Annotated in this window: 18 protein-coding genes; 14 read left to right on the top strand and 4 right to left on the bottom strand. The window is 66.9% G+C overall.

The features are described from left to right. Positions 1-45: 45 nt before the first annotated feature. Both NUG20_RS00145 and NUG20_RS00140 read right to left on the bottom strand, forming a co-directional pair. Complete coding sequence (locus tag NUG20_RS00145) at positions 46-381, bottom strand: hypothetical protein (RefSeq protein ID WP_263396474.1); 336 nt, start codon at positions 379-381, stop codon at positions 46-48. Positions 382-454: 73 nt separating this feature from the next. Then, the gene (locus NUG20_RS00140; protein ID WP_263396473.1) at positions 455-2,581 is read right to left on the bottom strand and encodes a TonB-dependent receptor family protein; all 2,127 of its coding nucleotides are present in this window, start codon (positions 2,579-2,581) and stop codon (positions 455-457) included. Between the two features lie 152 nt (positions 2,582-2,733). Here NUG20_RS00140 and NUG20_RS00135 point away from each other — a divergent pair, with 152 nt between their 5' ends. The 9 genes from NUG20_RS00135 (at position 2,734) to NUG20_RS00095 (ending at position 9,775) form a co-directional block, all read left to right on the top strand. After that, positions 2,734-3,936, top strand: a complete 1,203-nt coding sequence (locus NUG20_RS00135; protein ID WP_263396472.1) for an amino acid aminotransferase — start codon at positions 2,734-2,736, stop codon at positions 3,934-3,936. A gap of 260 nt (positions 3,937-4,196) precedes the next feature. Then, positions 4,197-5,213 (top strand): class 1 fructose-bisphosphatase, encoded by a 1,017-nt coding sequence (locus NUG20_RS00130; RefSeq protein ID WP_263396471.1) that lies wholly within the window; start codon positions 4,197-4,199, stop codon positions 5,211-5,213. A 179-nt stretch (positions 5,214-5,392) separates the two neighbouring features. Then, entirely contained in the window at positions 5,393-5,716 is a 324-nt protein-coding gene (locus NUG20_RS00125; RefSeq protein ID WP_263396470.1) for a hypothetical protein, read from the top strand. A gap of 148 nt (positions 5,717-5,864) precedes the next feature. Continuing rightward, positions 5,865-6,449: a hypothetical protein gene (locus NUG20_RS00120; protein WP_263396469.1), complete on the top strand. Its 585-nt coding sequence runs from the start codon at positions 5,865-5,867 to the stop codon at positions 6,447-6,449. 317 nt (positions 6,450-6,766) lie between these two features. Then, positions 6,767-7,219, top strand: coding sequence for a DUF4240 domain-containing protein (locus NUG20_RS00115; RefSeq protein WP_263396468.1), 453 nt, complete (start codon positions 6,767-6,769; stop codon positions 7,217-7,219). A gap of 55 nt (positions 7,220-7,274) precedes the next feature. Continuing rightward, on the top strand, positions 7,275-7,598 hold the full coding sequence (locus NUG20_RS00110) for a hypothetical protein (RefSeq protein WP_263396467.1): 324 nt from the start codon (positions 7,275-7,277) through the stop codon (positions 7,596-7,598). A gap of 73 nt (positions 7,599-7,671) precedes the next feature. Beyond that, entirely contained in the window at positions 7,672-8,064 is a 393-nt protein-coding gene (locus NUG20_RS00105; RefSeq protein ID WP_263396466.1) for a hypothetical protein, read from the top strand. 659 nt (positions 8,065-8,723) lie between these two features. Beyond that, positions 8,724-8,996, top strand: a complete 273-nt coding sequence (locus NUG20_RS00100) for a hypothetical protein (RefSeq protein ID WP_263396465.1) — start codon at positions 8,724-8,726, stop codon at positions 8,994-8,996. A gap of 71 nt (positions 8,997-9,067) precedes the next feature. After that, positions 9,068-9,775 (top strand): 2OG-Fe(II) oxygenase, encoded by a 708-nt coding sequence (locus NUG20_RS00095; RefSeq protein ID WP_263396464.1) that lies wholly within the window; start codon positions 9,068-9,070, stop codon positions 9,773-9,775. A 243-nt stretch (positions 9,776-10,018) separates the two neighbouring features. On the opposite strand, the gene NUG20_RS00090 is transcribed toward NUG20_RS00095, so the two are convergent. Then, a complete protein-coding gene (locus NUG20_RS00090) occupies positions 10,019-11,104 on the bottom strand; it encodes a PA0069 family radical SAM protein (RefSeq protein ID WP_263396463.1) in 1,086 nt (361 codons plus the stop codon). Positions 11,105-11,212: 108 nt separating this feature from the next. Between NUG20_RS00090 and cls the strand changes: the two genes are divergently transcribed. The 5 genes from cls (at position 11,213) to NUG20_RS00065 (ending at position 14,670) form a co-directional block, all read left to right on the top strand. Further along, positions 11,213-12,685: a cardiolipin synthase gene (gene cls / locus NUG20_RS00085; protein WP_263396462.1), complete on the top strand. Its 1,473-nt coding sequence runs from the start codon at positions 11,213-11,215 to the stop codon at positions 12,683-12,685. Between the two features lie 91 nt (positions 12,686-12,776). Beyond that, the gene (locus NUG20_RS00080) at positions 12,777-13,046 is read left to right on the top strand and encodes a hypothetical protein (RefSeq protein ID WP_263396461.1); all 270 of its coding nucleotides are present in this window, start codon (positions 12,777-12,779) and stop codon (positions 13,044-13,046) included. Positions 13,047-13,059: 13 nt separating this feature from the next. Further along, entirely contained in the window at positions 13,060-13,812 is a 753-nt protein-coding gene (locus NUG20_RS00075; RefSeq protein ID WP_263396460.1) for a pyridoxine 5'-phosphate synthase, read from the top strand. A 23-nt stretch (positions 13,813-13,835) separates the two neighbouring features. Then, positions 13,836-14,099: a hypothetical protein gene (locus NUG20_RS00070; protein ID WP_263396459.1), complete on the top strand. Its 264-nt coding sequence runs from the start codon at positions 13,836-13,838 to the stop codon at positions 14,097-14,099. A gap of 142 nt (positions 14,100-14,241) precedes the next feature. After that, positions 14,242-14,670 (top strand): YbbD-related protein, encoded by a 429-nt coding sequence (locus NUG20_RS00065; RefSeq protein WP_263396458.1) that lies wholly within the window; start codon positions 14,242-14,244, stop codon positions 14,668-14,670. Between the two features lie 72 nt (positions 14,671-14,742). Here NUG20_RS00065 and NUG20_RS00060 read toward each other — a convergent pair whose 3' ends face one another. Then, complete coding sequence (locus NUG20_RS00060; protein ID WP_263396457.1) at positions 14,743-15,153, bottom strand: ExbD/TolR family protein; 411 nt, start codon at positions 15,151-15,153, stop codon at positions 14,743-14,745. Positions 15,154-15,258 lie beyond the last annotated feature (105 nt).

The following is a 15,258-nucleotide window of genomic DNA, read 5'->3' as shown; positions in this document are numbered from 1 at the left end:
GACCGCCATACCGCACTGCGCACGGGAACGCGCGCCGATTCGTCCCTAAGGCAGAAGCCGCACGCGCTTCACGAACAGCAGTTGGTCGTCGGGGCCCGGGCCGGCGATGCGCTCGCCGTTGGCTTCGCTGGCGTAGTCCAGCGCGACCCGCTTGCCCTCGACCGCCTTCTTCAGCACGAACATATCGCTCTCGGGCGCGGCGACGAACCAGTCGCCGCAGCGGGCCGCGCAGTACGCTTCCACGTTCTGGCCATCGGCGGCGCGCACGACGATGCGCATGTCGTCGATGCCGCCACCGGCGACCAGCGTGCCGGTGACCGAGGCGGCAAGCGCGGTGGCCGGCGTGCTAGCGGCGAGGAGCAGGAACAGTGCGGTTTTCATCGGCGAACCCGGAGAGTGGGCGAGGGTGGCCGCGCGTCGGGCGAACCGCGCGGCCGCTGGTGCGACGGCAATCTCAGTGTGCGAAATCCCATTGCACGCCGACGGTATAGCCGCGGTCCGGACCCGGCTCGTAGTAGCGGCCATTGCCGTCGTTGACGATGACCGAGCCGATGTAGGCGTGATCGAGCGCGTTGTCGATGCGCGCGAAGGTGCGCAGCACGCCGTGCGCGGTGTTCCAGCGGCGCGAGGCTTCCAGGTTCAGCAGCGCGTAGCCGGGGGCGGTCGCGGTGGCCAGGTCGTTGGCCACGGTGTCGCCGGCGGCCACGCCTTCGACCGCGAACTGCCACACCCGCGGCTGCCACTGCCAGCGCGCGAACAACTGCTGGCGCGGTACGCCGGGCAGACGCGCACCGGCCGCCACCACCGCGGTCGGCGTGGCGCAGCCGCTGCTGGCGCAGGTCAGGTAAGCCTGGCGCACGGTCGCCTGCAGCCAGGTGTAGGACAGCTGCAACTGCGCGGTATCGCCCAGCGGCAGCAGGTAGCTGGCTTCGGCGCCCTGGCGGCGGGTGCGGCCGATGTTGCGGTAGGTGCTGCGGCCGTTGGTGTTGCTGGCCACCGCCAGTTCGTCGTCGGTGTTGGCGCGGAACAGCGCCGCTTCCCAGGCCGCACCGGCCTGGTCGCGCCATTTCATGCCGAGTTCCATGTTTTCGCTCCTGGCCGCGGACAGGTCCAGCGCCAGGCCGGCGCCGCCGTCGTTGCGGTAGCCCAGTTCGTTGAAGGTCGGCGTCTCGAAGCCGCGGCCGGCCGAGGCGTAGAAGCGCAGGTCGTCGCTGGCGCGGAACACCACCCCGGCCACCGGCGTGGTCGCCGAGTAGTCGGTGCGGCCGCTGTCGTCGGGATTGCGGCCGACGACGTAGTCATCGTCCGAGCGGAACCGCACCTGGCTGTGGCGCAGCCCGGCCAGCAGCGACCAGCGCGCGCCGAACTGCCACCAGGCCTGCGCGAACTGGTCCACGTTCTGCACCTGATCTTCCTGGTCGCGGCGCAGCCGTCCCTTCACCCCCAGCGTGCTGCCGACGAAGTTCTCGTAGCCGGTACGGTGCTGCTTCTGGCGGTCGGCGTTGGCGCCGACGGTGAACTGGAACGGCCGCCCGCCCAGTTCGCCCTGCCAGGCCCAGCGCGCATCGATGCCGCCGTAGTCGCCATCCAGGTCGATCAGCCCGCCGGCGTGCAGCGGATTGGCCTGCACCGCCACCGGCACCGCCAGGTACTGCTGCACGTCGCGGCGCCCGGCGTAGCCCATCAGCCGCCAGGTCTGCTGGTCCACCTGCTGGGTGAAGATCGCCCCGGCCTGCGCCTGGCGCGTGGACTTGCGCGTATCGAACTGGGTCGCCACGGCCGTGGCCTGCTGCGGATCGGCATCGAACTGGGCGCGGGTCAGGCCCAGCGGATCCTGCGCCCACGGCGCGTCCAGGTAGTTCAGCACCAGGTCCAGGCGCCGCCCCGGGGCCAGGTCGAAGCCGAACTTGGCGTTGATCGATTCGCGCCGCGCCTGGCTGTGGTCGCGGTAGCCGTCGGTGCGGAAGTGGGTGGCGGCGACGTTGTAGTGCACGTTGCCTTGCTGGCCCTGCAGCTGCGCACCGGTGCTGAACGTGCCGTTGCTGCCGACGGTGCTGCGCAGCCGCCACGGATCGTCCGGCTGGCCGTCGCCGCTCCACAGCTGCACCACACCGCCCGAGGAATTGCCGTACAGCGCCGAGAACGGGCCGCGCAGCACCTCGATGCGCTCGGCGCCCAGCAGGTTGAAGTGCGACAGCTGGCCCTGGCCGTCCGGCATCGTCGCCGGGATGCCGTCCAGCAGCAGGCGCACGCCGCGCACGCCGAACGCCGAGCGCGCGCCGAATCCGCGGATCGACAGCTGGGTGTCCTGCGCGTAGTTCTGGCGGTCGCGCGCCAGCAGCCCGGGCACGCCGGACAGGGCCTCGGACACCTGCACGCCGGTGCGGTCGCTGTCGCCCAAGCCGATCGAGGTCAACGAGGCCGGCAGGTCGAAATCGTCCACGCCGCCGACCCGCGCGGCCTGGACCTGCACGACCGGCAAGGTGGCGGGATCGGCGTCGGCCTCGGCAGCGCGGACGACGGGCGACAGCCCCAGGGCGCAGAGGCCGCAGAGCAGGGCGAGGGGATGGCGATTGGGCATGCGGCCATCATCGCGCATGCGCCGCCGCGCCGCACGCCGCGCGGCGCAAAGCCCCGCCACGCAAGGCCTGCGTTTGTTAGGATGGGGTGTTTGACCGCGCCGGCTCCGGTTCCTCCCGGCCCCCCACCCTTCGCCAACGAACGAGTACCGCCGTGTCCTTCTTTGCAAACGTGGAACAGGTCCCAGGCGACCCGATCCTGGGCCTGACCGAGGCCTACAACGCCGATTCGCGCCCGACCAAGGTCAACCTGGGCGTGGGCATCTATTACGACGAGAGCGGCCGCATCCCGCTGCTGCGCGCCGTCCAGCAGATCGAGCGGCAGCTGGCGCAGGACGCCAAGCCGCGCGGCTACCTGCCGATCGACGGCCTGCCGGCGTACGACCTGGCCACGCAGAAACTGCTGTTCGGCGCCGACTCGCCGCTGCTGGCCGCCGGCCGCGTCGCCACCTCGCAGACCATCGGCGGCAGCGGCGCGCTGCGCGTGGGCGCGGACCTGCTGAAGAAGCTGCTGTCCACCTCGACCATCGCCATCAGCAATCCGAGCTGGGAGAACCACCGCGCGGTGTTCTCGGCCGCCGGCTTCGACGTGGTCGAGTACACCTATTTCGACGCGGCCACGCACGGCCTGAACTTCGACGGCATGCTCGCCGACCTGAACAAGCTCGAGCCGGGCACCGTGGTGCTGCTGCACGCCTGCTGCCACAACCCGACCGGCGCCGACCTGACCCAGGAACAGTGGCGCACCGTCGCCGCGCTGCTGAAGGAACGCAACCTGTTCCCGTTCGTCGACATCGCCTACCAGGGCTTCGACAAGGGCATCGACGAGGACGCCTACGCGGTGCGCCTGCTGGCCGAGGCCGGCGTGGACAGCTACGTGGTCGCCAGCTCGTACTCCAAGTCGTTCTCGCTGTATGGCGAGCGCGTCGGCGCGCTGTCGGTGGTCTCGGCCACCGCGGCCGAGAGCAAGGCGGTGCAGTCGCAGGTCAAGCGCATCATCCGCACCATCTACTCCAGCCCGTCCACGCACGGCGCCGCGCTGGTGGCCGGGGTGCTCAACAGCCCCGAGCTGCGCGCGATGTGGGAGCAGGAACTGACCGAGATGCGCGAGCGCATCCACGCGCTGCGCGCCGGCATGGTGCAGAAGCTGGCCGCCCTCGGCGCGCCGGAGTTTGGCTTCATCCAGCAGCAGGCCGGCATGTTCTCGTACTCGGGCCTGAGCAAGGCGCAGGTGGACCGGCTGCGCGACGAGTTCGGCATCTACGCGGTCGGCACCGGCCGCATCTGCGTGGCCGCGCTGAGCCAGAACAACCTGGACTACGTGACCCAGGCCGTGGCCGCCGTGCACAAGGGCTGATCCGCCACGCTGCTGCAGTACGAAGCCGGAAGCGCAAGCGCTTCCGGCTTTTTTTGTGCGATGCGCACGCGAATCCGCGCAAGCCCGACTTTTTGTGGGAGGGGCTTCAGCCCCGACGCATGGCACCACCAGCACACGCCATCTTCCGCCAGCACACTTTCGCTGCGACAGGGTGACGCCATCGCCCGCCCGCTAATCGAAATCTCACGCAACAGCCGCGACAATAGGCGCATCTTCCCCACGAAAGGCTGCCTGCGCCCATGTCGCGAACCTCGCTGACCCGCTTCCTGATCGAAGAACAGCACGCCGGCCGCATCGGCCCGGAACTGCGCCAGCTCATCACCATCGTGTCGCGCGCGTGCAAGCGCATCTCCATCGCGGTCAGCAAGGGCGCCCTGGGCGGCGTGCTCGGCGACGCCGGCACCGGCAACGTGCAGGGCGAGGCGCAGAAGAAGCTCGACGTGCTCAGCAACGACATCCTGCTCGAAGCCAACGCCTGGGGCGGGCATCTGGCGGCGTGCGCGTCGGAGGAAATGGACCACAGCCAGCCGGTGCCCGACAAATATCCCAGCGGCGATTTCCTGCTGCTGTTCGATCCGCTGGACGGCAGCTCCAACATCGACGTCAACGTCTCCGTCGGCACCATCTTCTCGGTGCTGCGCGCACCGCCCGGCACCGACAAGCCCGGCGACGAACACTTCCTGCAGCCGGGCACCGCCCAGGTCGCCGCCGGCTACTGCATCTACGGCCCCAGCACGATGCTGGTGCTGACCCTGGGCCACGGCACCCACGCCTTCACCCTGGAGCGCGAGGAAGGCAGCTTCCTGCTCACCCAGGCCGACATGCGCATCCCCGAGGACACCGCCGAGTTCGCGATCAACATGTCCAACCAGCGCCACTGGGAAGCGCCGATGCAGCGCTACGTCACCGACCTGCTCGCCGGCAACGAAGGCGCGCGCGGCAAGAACTTCAACATGCGCTGGATCGCCAGCATGGTCGCCGACGTGCACCGCATCCTGACCCGCGGCGGCATCTTCATCTATCCCTGGGACAAGAAGGATCCGGGCAAGGCCGGCAAGCTGCGCCTGATGTACGAAGCCAACCCGATGGGCCTGCTGGTCGAACAGGCCGGCGGCGCCGCCAGCACCGGCCGCGCGCGCATTCTCGACCTGCAGCCCGAGCAACTGCACCAGCGCGTGCCGGTGTTCCTCGGCTCGAAAAACGAAGTGGCCGAAGCGGTGCGGTACCATGTGGAACACGACGACGCACGGGGCTAGGTCGTCGCCTATTGGCCATGCGCGACCAGGTTGCTCTTCCCGTTTCGCACGTGCATGGGCGTCTTCGAGAAGCCCGCCAGATCGGATGCTTATGCACGAACGGGTACCGACGGACTTCTTGACTCAGATGCTGAAAAATCGCTAGGCGCGTTATTTTCGAATAAAAGGGGGAACATCGAATGAAATTTACTTTGGGGTTGCTATTGCTTCTTGTGTCCGGCTTCGCCTTTGCGGACACCACTCAACGAGGAAAGATATCGCGTGTAGTCGTCGAAGGCAGTTACGCATCGGTGTGGGTTGAGAACCAGCCTACGAACAACGAATGCGCATCTGATGGCAGATGGGTGATAGATTTCTCAAGCGATCAAATCGCCAAAGAAAAATATTCGGCGGTCCTCTCGGCAGCAAGTTCCAGGACAACCGTAGTGCTTCAATACACATCGACCCAGGGATGCGGTGCTTTTGGAGCGAAGAAGGTCTACTACGTCGATCTTCTATACTAGTCATCCTGTTTTTTTCAGGAAAGCAACGATCAGTTACCCATTTTTACATGATCGCGTGCTCCCTCAAGCACTATTTTTCAGCAAGCAGCCAGTTCAAGCCCGGAGTCGCCTCGTGGCGACTTAACCCAAGCGTTCGGCGGCAACAGCGATGTCTATGATCCTGATGCATGCAACAGCCAAAGACATCGAGATCCTGCGTCTTTGGCTTAACGCGGCGCCCGATCTGGCTTGGATCGTCAAGACCGGGCAGTCCGGCAGCACGCACCATTGGCGCGCGATTCGGCAACTAGATCATGTCCATCCGCAGGAGTACGTCTTGTGGCACGTTTCGTCTGGCGACCTCAACATCCCATCTGGTGACCGAATGGTGCCCGATACGGTCGTAGCGGATCCTTTCCTCGGCTGGTCACAGCCTTTGGAAGGCACGCAGACTACACCTTGGTTTGGCGCCAACCTGCCAGGTCCATATCACCTTCGCTTCCACCCCCAAGGTCAAGAGCGTCCGGATTCTATTGGTCGATCCGAGTTCCATTGGGCACAGGGTCGATTCAAGTGCATCGGCAACCCGGCGTCGCCGGCTGCGAAGGATCTATGGCGGCAGCTTCAGAGATTTGTTGCAAGATCGAGCACGAGGCGCCCATGGCCTGATGTGGCGGGGCGGTACTCCGTCCACGTATTTCCCGATGCTCTTGAGCAGCACCTCGCAGGCCGCCATCTGGACGTCAATCCGTAAAACGGTCGGCGGCGCCACCAGCGCCTGCCGCGTGGCATTTTCGACTTGCAGACCAGCACCTGCATTTGCGCGTACCGATGTTCTTCGGCTGGAAGTAGCCAAAGCGGTGCGATGTCACCTGGAATATGACAAAGCGCTCTGGTGCTTATGTTCGAAGTCGTCCCGCGAAAACCGTAGAACGTGGCATCTCGTTCGGATGCGCGGGTTCGCCGATCGATGACGCAGGAAATTGACGGGTCTGCCGTTGTCGGAGAGGATGGCGTCGGGCCACGATCGCGCGGCCCGATCGCCGTCGAGCTGCCAGGAAGCGTGTCGCAATGGATGAAACAACGTTTTGGCGCATCATCGGCCTGCTCAACTGGAAACGCACCGGCGACGACGATGCGGTGCTCAAGCCGGCCGTGAAGGAACTGGCCAAGCGTTCGCTGGAAGACATCGCCGCATTCGAGGAGATCCTGAGCCAGAAGCTGTACGCCCTGGACACGATGGCCCATGCCAAGCAGATCGGTGCGGATGCCTACGCCGACGGCAAGCACTTCTCCGTGGATCTGTTCCTATACGCCCGTTGCTGCGTGGTGGCCAACGGCCCGGATTTCTATGCGTCCGTGCTGTCCGATCCGGCCGAGTTCCCGAAGGACATGGACTTCGAAGCCCTCCTGGAACTCGCGAGCGCTGCATACGAACTCAAGTCCGGCCAGGCGCCCGGCGCCTTCGACACGTCGGTGAGCTATGAAACTTTCAGCAACCAGGCAGGGTGGGCTGCGGCCTAGTTCATCCGATCCGATGCCGCTGCGTGGCAGGACTCATTTCAGGCGCGAAGAGCACATGGAAATCCGGCCGGGCCGTTCGAAAGCTGCTGGGCTTTTTGCTGCATTGCTGTTGCTGGCGTTCTCCGCGCCCGTATGGGCGACGACCCAATGTCCGCCGGAATTCGGCCCGAAGAATCCGCTCGTCAACATGCTGGGCTGGCTCGTCGTCGCGGTGGGCGTGGCCGCCGGTGGCTGGCTTTTCGCTTGGCTGGTCCGGCGTTCGCGCGGCATGCGCTGGTTTTGGCGCTGTGCCGTCATCGCGTCCGGATTTGCCGCGATGCTTGCCGTGTGGATCGGCGGTTTTGCGTTGGCGTTCGTCTACTTCTTCCTGCAATGCTAGGAAGGCGTTCACCTAATTTGATCAAGCCAATGCTGACGCTCAATGGTCGGCTCGACTCAGGCATCAGGCGGCCATGCTCAAAAGATTACTCGCCGTTCTGTTCGGAACAGCCGTTGTCGCATCGCCGGTTGCCGCTGGCCAGTGGCTGGAGGGCGGCCTCTACGTGACCGAGCGCGAGAACGGGAGTTTTGTCCCGCTCAAGATCCTCAAGCTGGACGATCACGGCGTCCATGTGCGTGTCTACAGCAACGTGTATCCCGAACCTCCCAAGGCGATCGACGAATCCACGCTGTACATGGCCGGCGCCGACAGGCCGGACGGCGAACCGTTGGGCATGGGGCATCTGCCGATCTCCAAGGCTTCCTTTTCCGGCTGGGAGGCGCACTTCGTTCAGCAGTCCTCGGTGACCGCAGAGGAACTGGAAGGCTATGAGATATGGCGCGAAGCGGAGGGCGGCTACTTCTAAGCGCACGATGGACCTCACGGTTCGCTTGGTTCGAGTGCCTGGCTCGCTAGGTCCGCTTCGGAACCGTGGATCGAGTCCACTTGGCATGCGAGTTTTGGTGCTCGACGGGACGTCCTTTGAATGAAAAGCACAATGCCGAAGCGACGCGTTCTAGCTGCTGTTTTCTCGGCTGCCTTGGCGCTGCCTGCTGCGGCCGTTGGCGCTCTCGCGACGATGATGGCCTTCCAGTCCGCGCGTTTGCCATATAACAGCGAGGGACGCTACTTTGACGGCGTCGTTGTCCATCATGACGGCGCCCAGTTCGTCTATGGCGCGCTGGCGCTTATCGCGTGGGCAATCACGGGTTGCGCAGTGTGGGCCGCTTGCCATTTGGCCAGACCCGGTACTTCGCTCCGATAGGGCTCGTCTAGTGGATCGGCTTAGCGCGCTTTTTGGCCGTTGCGGGCTACAGCGATCGCGTTTCACAGGCAGCTGCCAAACCCGGTATTTCAGTGCACGCTCGATGGCGCATGGGAGCAGTACGCCAAGTATCCGGAAAGGCCTAGAATCAGGCCGGGCGATCACGGCGATAATTGCCGGCAGCCCATCCCGCGCTGCGGCATGTCACTCACCATGCAGCAGGCCTCCATCCACGGAACTGAAGAGAGAACAGGACTGCCATGAACCAGACCGTCTTCCTCCTGTTCTTCTTCGCGACCGCGCCGATCGCGCTGATGCCGAGCGTCATTTCCTGGCTGACCCGGCACAAGGCGCGGCGGCTGATCGTGGCCGGCAATCTCGCGCTGTGGGTGCTGATCTTCTTTGCCGCCAGGAGCTTCACCCTCGGCACGTCCAGCAAGTTCCAGCTGCCCACGCTGCTGGCGTTGGTCGCCTGGCTGGTGTTGCTCGGCTACTCGATCCGTGGCGGTTCGGCGGCGTCCCGCAAGGGTTAGGTCGCCATCAGCTGCAGCTTCCTGGCGTCAGCGCAGCTGCGACGGCGCGGGATCGCTGGTAAGGTCGCGCGATGTCCGATTCCAATCCCGATTTCATCGAGGTCTTCGACGGCGCCATGTCCCGCGAGGACTGCGCCGCGATCATGCGCCGCGTGCGCGCCAGCGCGCAGCTGCAGCCGGGCGAGGTGGGCAGTGGCGTGTTCCCCGAGCTCAAGCGCAGCCGCGATCTGCGCATCAGCGGGCTGGAGCCGTGGCGCGACGTGGAGCAGCGGCTGCAACAGGCGGTGTTCGCCGGCCTGCTCGGCTATCTGCGCAAGTATCCGCAGGCGCTGATCTCGCCGCTAATGCTGCAGGTCCCCGGTGCCGACGGCCAGCCGCATCGGCTCGGTGCGGACGATTTCGCGCTGCTCGACGACGCGGCGCTGTCCAACCTGGCCCGCACCTGCCTGCGTCCGGGCGCGATCAACCTGCAATGGTACGACGCGGGCGAGGGCGGCTATCCGTACTGGCATTGCGAGCTGTACCCGCGCGATCCCAGTGCCGAGACCCTGCACCGGCACCTGCTGTGGACGCTGTACCTCAACGATGATTTCCAGGACGGCGAGACCGAATTCCTGTTCCAGCAGCGCAAGATCGCACCGCGCGCCGGCAGCCTGCTGATCGCGCCGACCGCGTTCACTCACACCCATCGCGGCAACCGCCCGCAGGGCGGCGACAAGTTCATCGCCACCAGCTGGATCCTGTTCCAGTCGGCGCAGGCGTTGTACGGCCGGGATTAGGCATTCGGGATTGGGGATTCGCAAAAGTGGGATGCGACGGCTGTTCGTCAGTCGGCCTTCGTCTGGTAGCGGGTTGGCGCACGTTCTCCTCGCCAGCCGGATCCGTTTCGGTCAACGCGGCAGCCCTTACGGCCGGAATTCTGGACAAGGTCAGCGGCTACCGCAGCAAGCCTTTGCGCGCTCTTACGAATCGCCAATCCCCGCTTTCCACAGCCGAATGGCTGGTCATCCCAAATCCCGGCCTCAAAACAACTCCCCCTGCGGCGATGGCGCACGCGGCGGCAGCGGCTTGACGAAGCGGCTGCAGTCCAGCGCCCGGCGCGCGCGTTCGGCGTAGCCCAGGCGCTTGTGCGCCAGCGCGAAGCGCCGCGCCAGCAGGTCGGCATAGACGCCTTCGCCGCGCATGCGCTTGCCGAAGGCGCTGTCGTAGTCCTTGCCGCCGCGCAGCTGCTGCACGGTGCTCATCACGTGCGCGGCGCGGTCGGGATGGTGCGCCTGCAGCCAGTCGCGGAACAGCGGCGCCACCTCGTGCGGCAGGCGCAGCAGCACGTAGCCGGCGGAGTCGGCGCCGGCGGCATGCGCCGCCTCCAGCACCGCTTCCAACTCGTGGTCGTTGATCCATGGGATCACCGGCGCCACCATCACCCCCACCGGCACGCCGGCCTCGTGCAGCGTGCGCATCGCGCGCAGCCGCGCATGCGGTGCCGAGGCGCGCGGCTCCAGCCGCGCCGACAGGCGCGGGTCCAGCGAGGTGACCGAGAAGTGCACGCTGACCAGGTTCTCGCGCGCCAGCGGCACCAGCAGGTCCAGGTCGCGCTCGACCAGCGCGTTCTTGGTGATCAGCGAGAACGGATGGCGGGTTTCCCACAGCACCTCGATCAGCCGCCGGGTCAGCTGCAGCTTGCGCTCGATCGGCTGGTAGGCATCGGTGTTGATGCCCAGCGCGATCGGGCTGGGCACATAGCCGGGCTTGGCAAGCTCGCGGCGCAGCAGGTCCGGGGCGTTGGTCTTGGCGAACAGGCGGGTCTCGAAGTCCAGCCCCGGCGACAGGTTCAAATAGGCATGGCTGGGCCGGGCGAAGCAGTAGCTGCAGCCGTGCTCGCAGCCGCGGTAGGGATTGACCGACTGCGAGAAGCCCACATCCGGCGACTGGTTGCGGCTGATGATGCTGCGCGCAGTCTCCTCGCGCACTTCCGTGCGCAGCCGCGGCGTGGCGAATTCCTCGCTGTCGTCGGGGTGCCAGCCGTCGTCCTCGGCCTGGCTGATGGTGCGTTCGAAGCGGCCGGGCAGGTGGCTGCCGGCGCCGCGTCCCTTGATGGCCGTGCTCATCGGCGCAGGGTACGCCGCCACCGTCTCAGCCACTGCGACGGCGACCGGACGACGCTGAATCTTTCAGCGCCACGCGCAGGAGTCGCGCGCGCCCCGTAGAATCCGCCGATGTTCGTATTCGCGACCCTGCAGAACACCTGGGACTGGCTCACCGGCATCCCCCATTTCGGCGCCTACGTCACCGCCGCCTATCTGCTGTACATCCTGTGGTTGAGCAGCTGGATCGTGCTGCAGAAACGCGAGCCGGCGGCGACGCTGAGCTGGGTGCTGTCGCTGGCGGCGCTGCCGTACCTGGGTTTCGTCATCTACTACCTGCTCGGCCCGCAGAGGGTGAAGCGGCAGCGCCTGCGCCGCGGCCGCTCGCGCTCGGGCATGGAGCACTACAGCAGCGTCTGCCCGGCCGACGCCGACTGCACCGAGCTGGCCAAGATCGCCCAGGCCACCACCGGGCTGGCGCCGAGTTCGGCAACCAGCGCGCAGTGGCTGGTGGACGGCGCCGCCACCTACGACGCGATCGTGCGCGACATCGCCGCCGCGCAGCACCACGTGCACCTGGAGTACTACATCTTCAATCCCGACCGCAGCGGCACGCGCATCCGCGACGCGCTGGTCGAGCGCGCACGCGCCGGGGTCAAGGTGCGCCTGCTGCTCGACGCGGTGGGCTCCTCGCAGGTGCGCAAGCGTTTCCTGCAGCCGCTGCTGGACGCCGGCGGCGAGGCGGCCTGGTTCCATCCCACCCAGCTGCTGCGCCCGTTCAAGTTCAAGCGGCCGTGGGTGAACCTGCGCACCCACCGCAAGATCGTGGTGATCGACGGCCGCATCGGTTTCACCGGCGGCATCAACGTCACCGACGAGGAGAACGAAGCGTTGCGCCCGGACGCGTACCGCGACCTGCACGTGCGCTGCGAGGGCCACGTGGTGCGCAGCCTGCAGCTGGTGTTCGTCGAGGACTGGCTGTACGCCACCCGCCAGGGCCGCGACACCTTCGACATGGCCAAAATCTGGCCGCACGACATGCCCGGCCGCGACGAGGGCGCGATCCAGGCGCAGGTGCTGGTGTCCGGCCCGGATTCATCGTGGGAAAGCATCCACCGCATGCAGGTCGCGGCGATCTACGAGGCGCAGCGGCGGGTCTGGCTGGTGACGCCGTATTTCGTGCCGGGCGAGGCCGCGCGCATGGCGTTGACCTCTGCCGCGCTGGGCGGCCTCGACGTGCGCCTGCTGGTGCCCAAGCGCAGCGATTCGCGGCTGGTGACGCTGGCGGCGCGCTCGTATTTCGACGAACTGCTGCAGGCCGGGGTCAAGATCTACGAGTACGGTCCGCGCATGCTGCACAGCAAGGCATTGATCGTCGACGAGGATCTCGCCATCGTCGGCAGCGCCAACTTCGACAACCGCAGTTTCCGGCTCAACTTCGAGGTGGCGGCGATGTTCCGCGACCGCCAGCTGACCCAGGAACTGGCCGCGCTGATCGGCCGCGAGATCGCCGACGCGGTGCAGGTGCGCGACGACCGCCAGCGCTCGCTGTGGCGCTACCGGCTGCCCGAGGCGCTGGCGCGGCTGACGTCGCCGCTGTTGTAGCGCGGCGGCGCCGGACGGACGGCCTGGAGGTTCACCGTGGAACCGGTCGCCCAGGCAGCGCTACACTGCGCCCATCCTTGGGGAGATCGTCATGTACTGGCTCTTTCTGCTGCTCGCGCTCGGTGCCTTCGTCCTGGCGTTCTCCACGCCGCATATGTCGCTGCTGGTGCTGGCGCTGCTGGCCGCGCTGGGATTCCTGCTGGCCTGGGCGCGCGGCTGGTACGTGGCCAAGATCGGCGACGCCAGCCAGCGCGACACGATGCCGATGATCGACCCGGCCGAGCTGCGCCGGCTGCGCGAGCAGGCCGAGGCGCGCCGTGCCGCGGCCGCAGCCGCCAGCGACGACGCGCTCTCGTCGTGAGCCCCGGGCGCCGATGACCCAGCTCAGCGTCAACGTCAACAAGATCGCGGTCCTGCGCAATTCGCGCGGCGGCGGGCTGCCGAGCGTGCTGGAGGCGGCGCGCGCCTGCCTGGACGCCGGCGCGCACGGCATCACCGTGCATCCGCGCCCGGACCGACGCCACATCCATGCCGAGGACGTGCTGGCGTTGGCCGAACTGACCCGCGCGCGCGGCGTGGAATTCAACATCGAAGGCAATCCGTTCGCACCGCCGCGGCCAGGCTACCCGGGGCTGATTCCGCTGTGCGCGCAGGTGCGCCCGGCGCAGGCCACGCTGGTGCCGGACGGCGATGGCCAGCTGACCTCCGACCATGGTTTCGACTTCGGCCGCGACAGCGTACGGCTGCGTCCGCTGATCGCCGAACTGAAGGCGCTGGGCTGCCGGGTCAGCCTGTTCGTCGATGCCGACAATCCCGACCTGGCGGTCGCCGCCGACCTCGGCGCCGACCGCGTCGAGCTGTATACCGGGCCTTACGCGGACGCGTTCGAGCGTGGCGATGCGGCGGCGCCGGCCGCCTTCGCCGCCGCAGCGCGCCGCGCCCAGGCCGCCGGGCTAGGCGTCAATGCCGGCCACGACCTGGCCCAGGCCAACCTCGGCGCGTTCCTGGCCGCGGTGCCGCAGGTGCTGGAAGTCTCGATCGGCCATGCGCTGATCGGCGAGGCGCTGTATTCCGGGCTCGACGCCACGGTGAAGGCCTACCTGGCGATCCTGTCCTCCGTCCGATAGTGGCCAGGCCACGGAGAGCATCGATGCCCCCGCCCGACAAGCGCTTCAAGGACCTGACGTTCTCGCGACGGCTCGAACTCGTGCTGCTGGGCTTCGGCGTGCTGTTTCCGATGTTCTTCATCACCACGGTCAAGCCGGTGTTCCTGCCGATCGCCGTGCAGCTCGGCTGTCTCACGGCACTGCTGCTGCTGCGCCGCGGCTGGCTCGGCGGCAGCTGGGGTCCCGCCGTGGTCTCCGCGGCCGGCTTCCTGGCCGCGTCCGTCGCCGCGTATGCGTCCTTGGGCTGACGCTCGGCTCGCAGCCGACGCCGCGTCGCGGATCTGCTGCATTCGCAGTGCCGGCCGCATGAGAACAGTCGGTCTCCTGCTGGTCGTTGCCTTGGGCTTGCCCGGCTGCTCCCCGGATACGGTGACAACGCGATACTCCACGTTGGCCGAAGCCCATGCCGATCACCTGTTCGAGCGAGGGTGGCTTCCCGACGTTCTCCCCACGTCGACGGTTCGCATCCGCACGTCGAACAATCTCGACCTCAACACTTCCGTGGGAGGGTTCGACTTCGTCCCGGCGCAGGCACCGATGCTCTTTCGCGCCTTGGTGCCCGGAACCAGGACGGACGCCCCATTCGAGGATTGGGCAGAAACCGTCCGGGACTATTCGGACCGGGAATTTTCTGCCTGGACCCACGAGAGCGGCGGCACCACTTGGGTCTTCTTCTGCCATGGCGGGAAGGGCCATTGCGACTACTTCGCGTGGCTTCTAGCGACGACTGATATCTCGCTCCACGCGGCATGGACCGGACGCAGCACGATGCATACCGCAGGTACTCGTCGGATGCCTGCAGGACATCGGATCGCTTAGAAGCTGCTGCTCGGCAAGACGCCACCGTTGCCGGTGGCGTTTGCCTGCTCGCCAGGATCCCCGCCGTGGAATCTACCGCTGCAGAAAGCCGATCTTTTCCACCTGTGCGTTCTTGGCCGCGGCCAGCACCTTGGCCATCGCCTGGTATTCGGCATCGGGGTTGGCGTCGATGCGCAGCTCCGGGGTATTGCCGGCGGCCTGCGCCATCGCCTCTTGCAGCCGCGGCTGCAGTTCGGCCAGGGGCAGGGGGCTGGCGTTCCAGAACAGCTGGCCGCTGGCGTCCAGGCGCAACTCGATCGGCGGCGGCGGCGCGAGCGGCCGCTGCGGCGTGTCGGTACGCTGCGGCAGGTTGACGGCGATCGGCCGCGTCACCAACGGTACGGTCACCATGAAGATGATCAACAGCACCAACATCACATCGACCAGCGGCGTGACGTTGATCTCCGCCAGCGGTCCCCGGTTCCCTGCGGTACTGAAAGCCATGGCCTGCCTCCTGTCCTGTGGTTGTGGTGTCGCGTCCCCAGCCTACACCCGGGAAAGGGGCCGTGCGAGGGGCCGGATCGCGACAGGCATTCCCGGCGCAACCCG

Source organism: Xanthomonas sp. CFBP 8443 (assembly GCF_025666195.1).
GTDB lineage: Bacteria > Pseudomonadota > Gammaproteobacteria > Xanthomonadales > Xanthomonadaceae > Xanthomonas_A.
The sequence above is the reverse complement of the archived record's forward strand: the minus strand, read 5'-3'. Positions and strand labels throughout refer to the sequence as shown.

Coding starts and splice junctions, on each gene's coding strand:
- NUG20_RS00080 (WP_263396461.1), top strand. CDS start 12,777: ATGTACTGGCTCTTTCTGCTGCTCGCGCTCGGTGCCTTCGTCCTGGCG.
- NUG20_RS00100 (WP_263396465.1), top strand. CDS start 8,724: ATGAACCAGACCGTCTTCCTCCTGTTCTTCTTCGCGACCGCGCCGATC.
- NUG20_RS00145 (WP_263396474.1), bottom strand. CDS start 381: ATGAAAACCGCACTGTTCCTGCTCCTCGCCGCTAGCACGCCGGCCACC.
- NUG20_RS00060 (WP_263396457.1), bottom strand. CDS start 15,153: ATGGCTTTCAGTACCGCAGGGAACCGGGGACCGCTGGCGGAGATCAAC.
- NUG20_RS00140 (WP_263396473.1), bottom strand. CDS start 2,581: ATGCCCAATCGCCATCCCCTCGCCCTGCTCTGCGGCCTCTGCGCCCTG.
- NUG20_RS00090 (WP_263396463.1), bottom strand. CDS start 11,104: ATGAGCACGGCCATCAAGGGACGCGGCGCCGGCAGCCACCTGCCCGGC.
- NUG20_RS00110 (WP_263396467.1), top strand. CDS start 7,275: ATGGAAATCCGGCCGGGCCGTTCGAAAGCTGCTGGGCTTTTTGCTGCA.
- NUG20_RS00095 (WP_263396464.1), top strand. CDS start 9,068: ATGTCCGATTCCAATCCCGATTTCATCGAGGTCTTCGACGGCGCCATG.
- cls (WP_263396462.1), top strand. CDS start 11,213: ATGTTCGTATTCGCGACCCTGCAGAACACCTGGGACTGGCTCACCGGC.
- NUG20_RS00125 (WP_263396470.1), top strand. CDS start 5,393: ATGAAATTTACTTTGGGGTTGCTATTGCTTCTTGTGTCCGGCTTCGCC.
- NUG20_RS00105 (WP_263396466.1), top strand. CDS start 7,672: ATGCTCAAAAGATTACTCGCCGTTCTGTTCGGAACAGCCGTTGTCGCA.
- NUG20_RS00120 (WP_263396469.1), top strand. CDS start 5,865: ATGTCTATGATCCTGATGCATGCAACAGCCAAAGACATCGAGATCCTG.
- NUG20_RS00075 (WP_263396460.1), top strand. CDS start 13,060: ATGACCCAGCTCAGCGTCAACGTCAACAAGATCGCGGTCCTGCGCAAT.
- NUG20_RS00115 (WP_263396468.1), top strand. CDS start 6,767: ATGGATGAAACAACGTTTTGGCGCATCATCGGCCTGCTCAACTGGAAA.
- NUG20_RS00070 (WP_263396459.1), top strand. CDS start 13,836: ATGCCCCCGCCCGACAAGCGCTTCAAGGACCTGACGTTCTCGCGACGG.
- NUG20_RS00130 (WP_263396471.1), top strand. CDS start 4,197: ATGTCGCGAACCTCGCTGACCCGCTTCCTGATCGAAGAACAGCACGCC.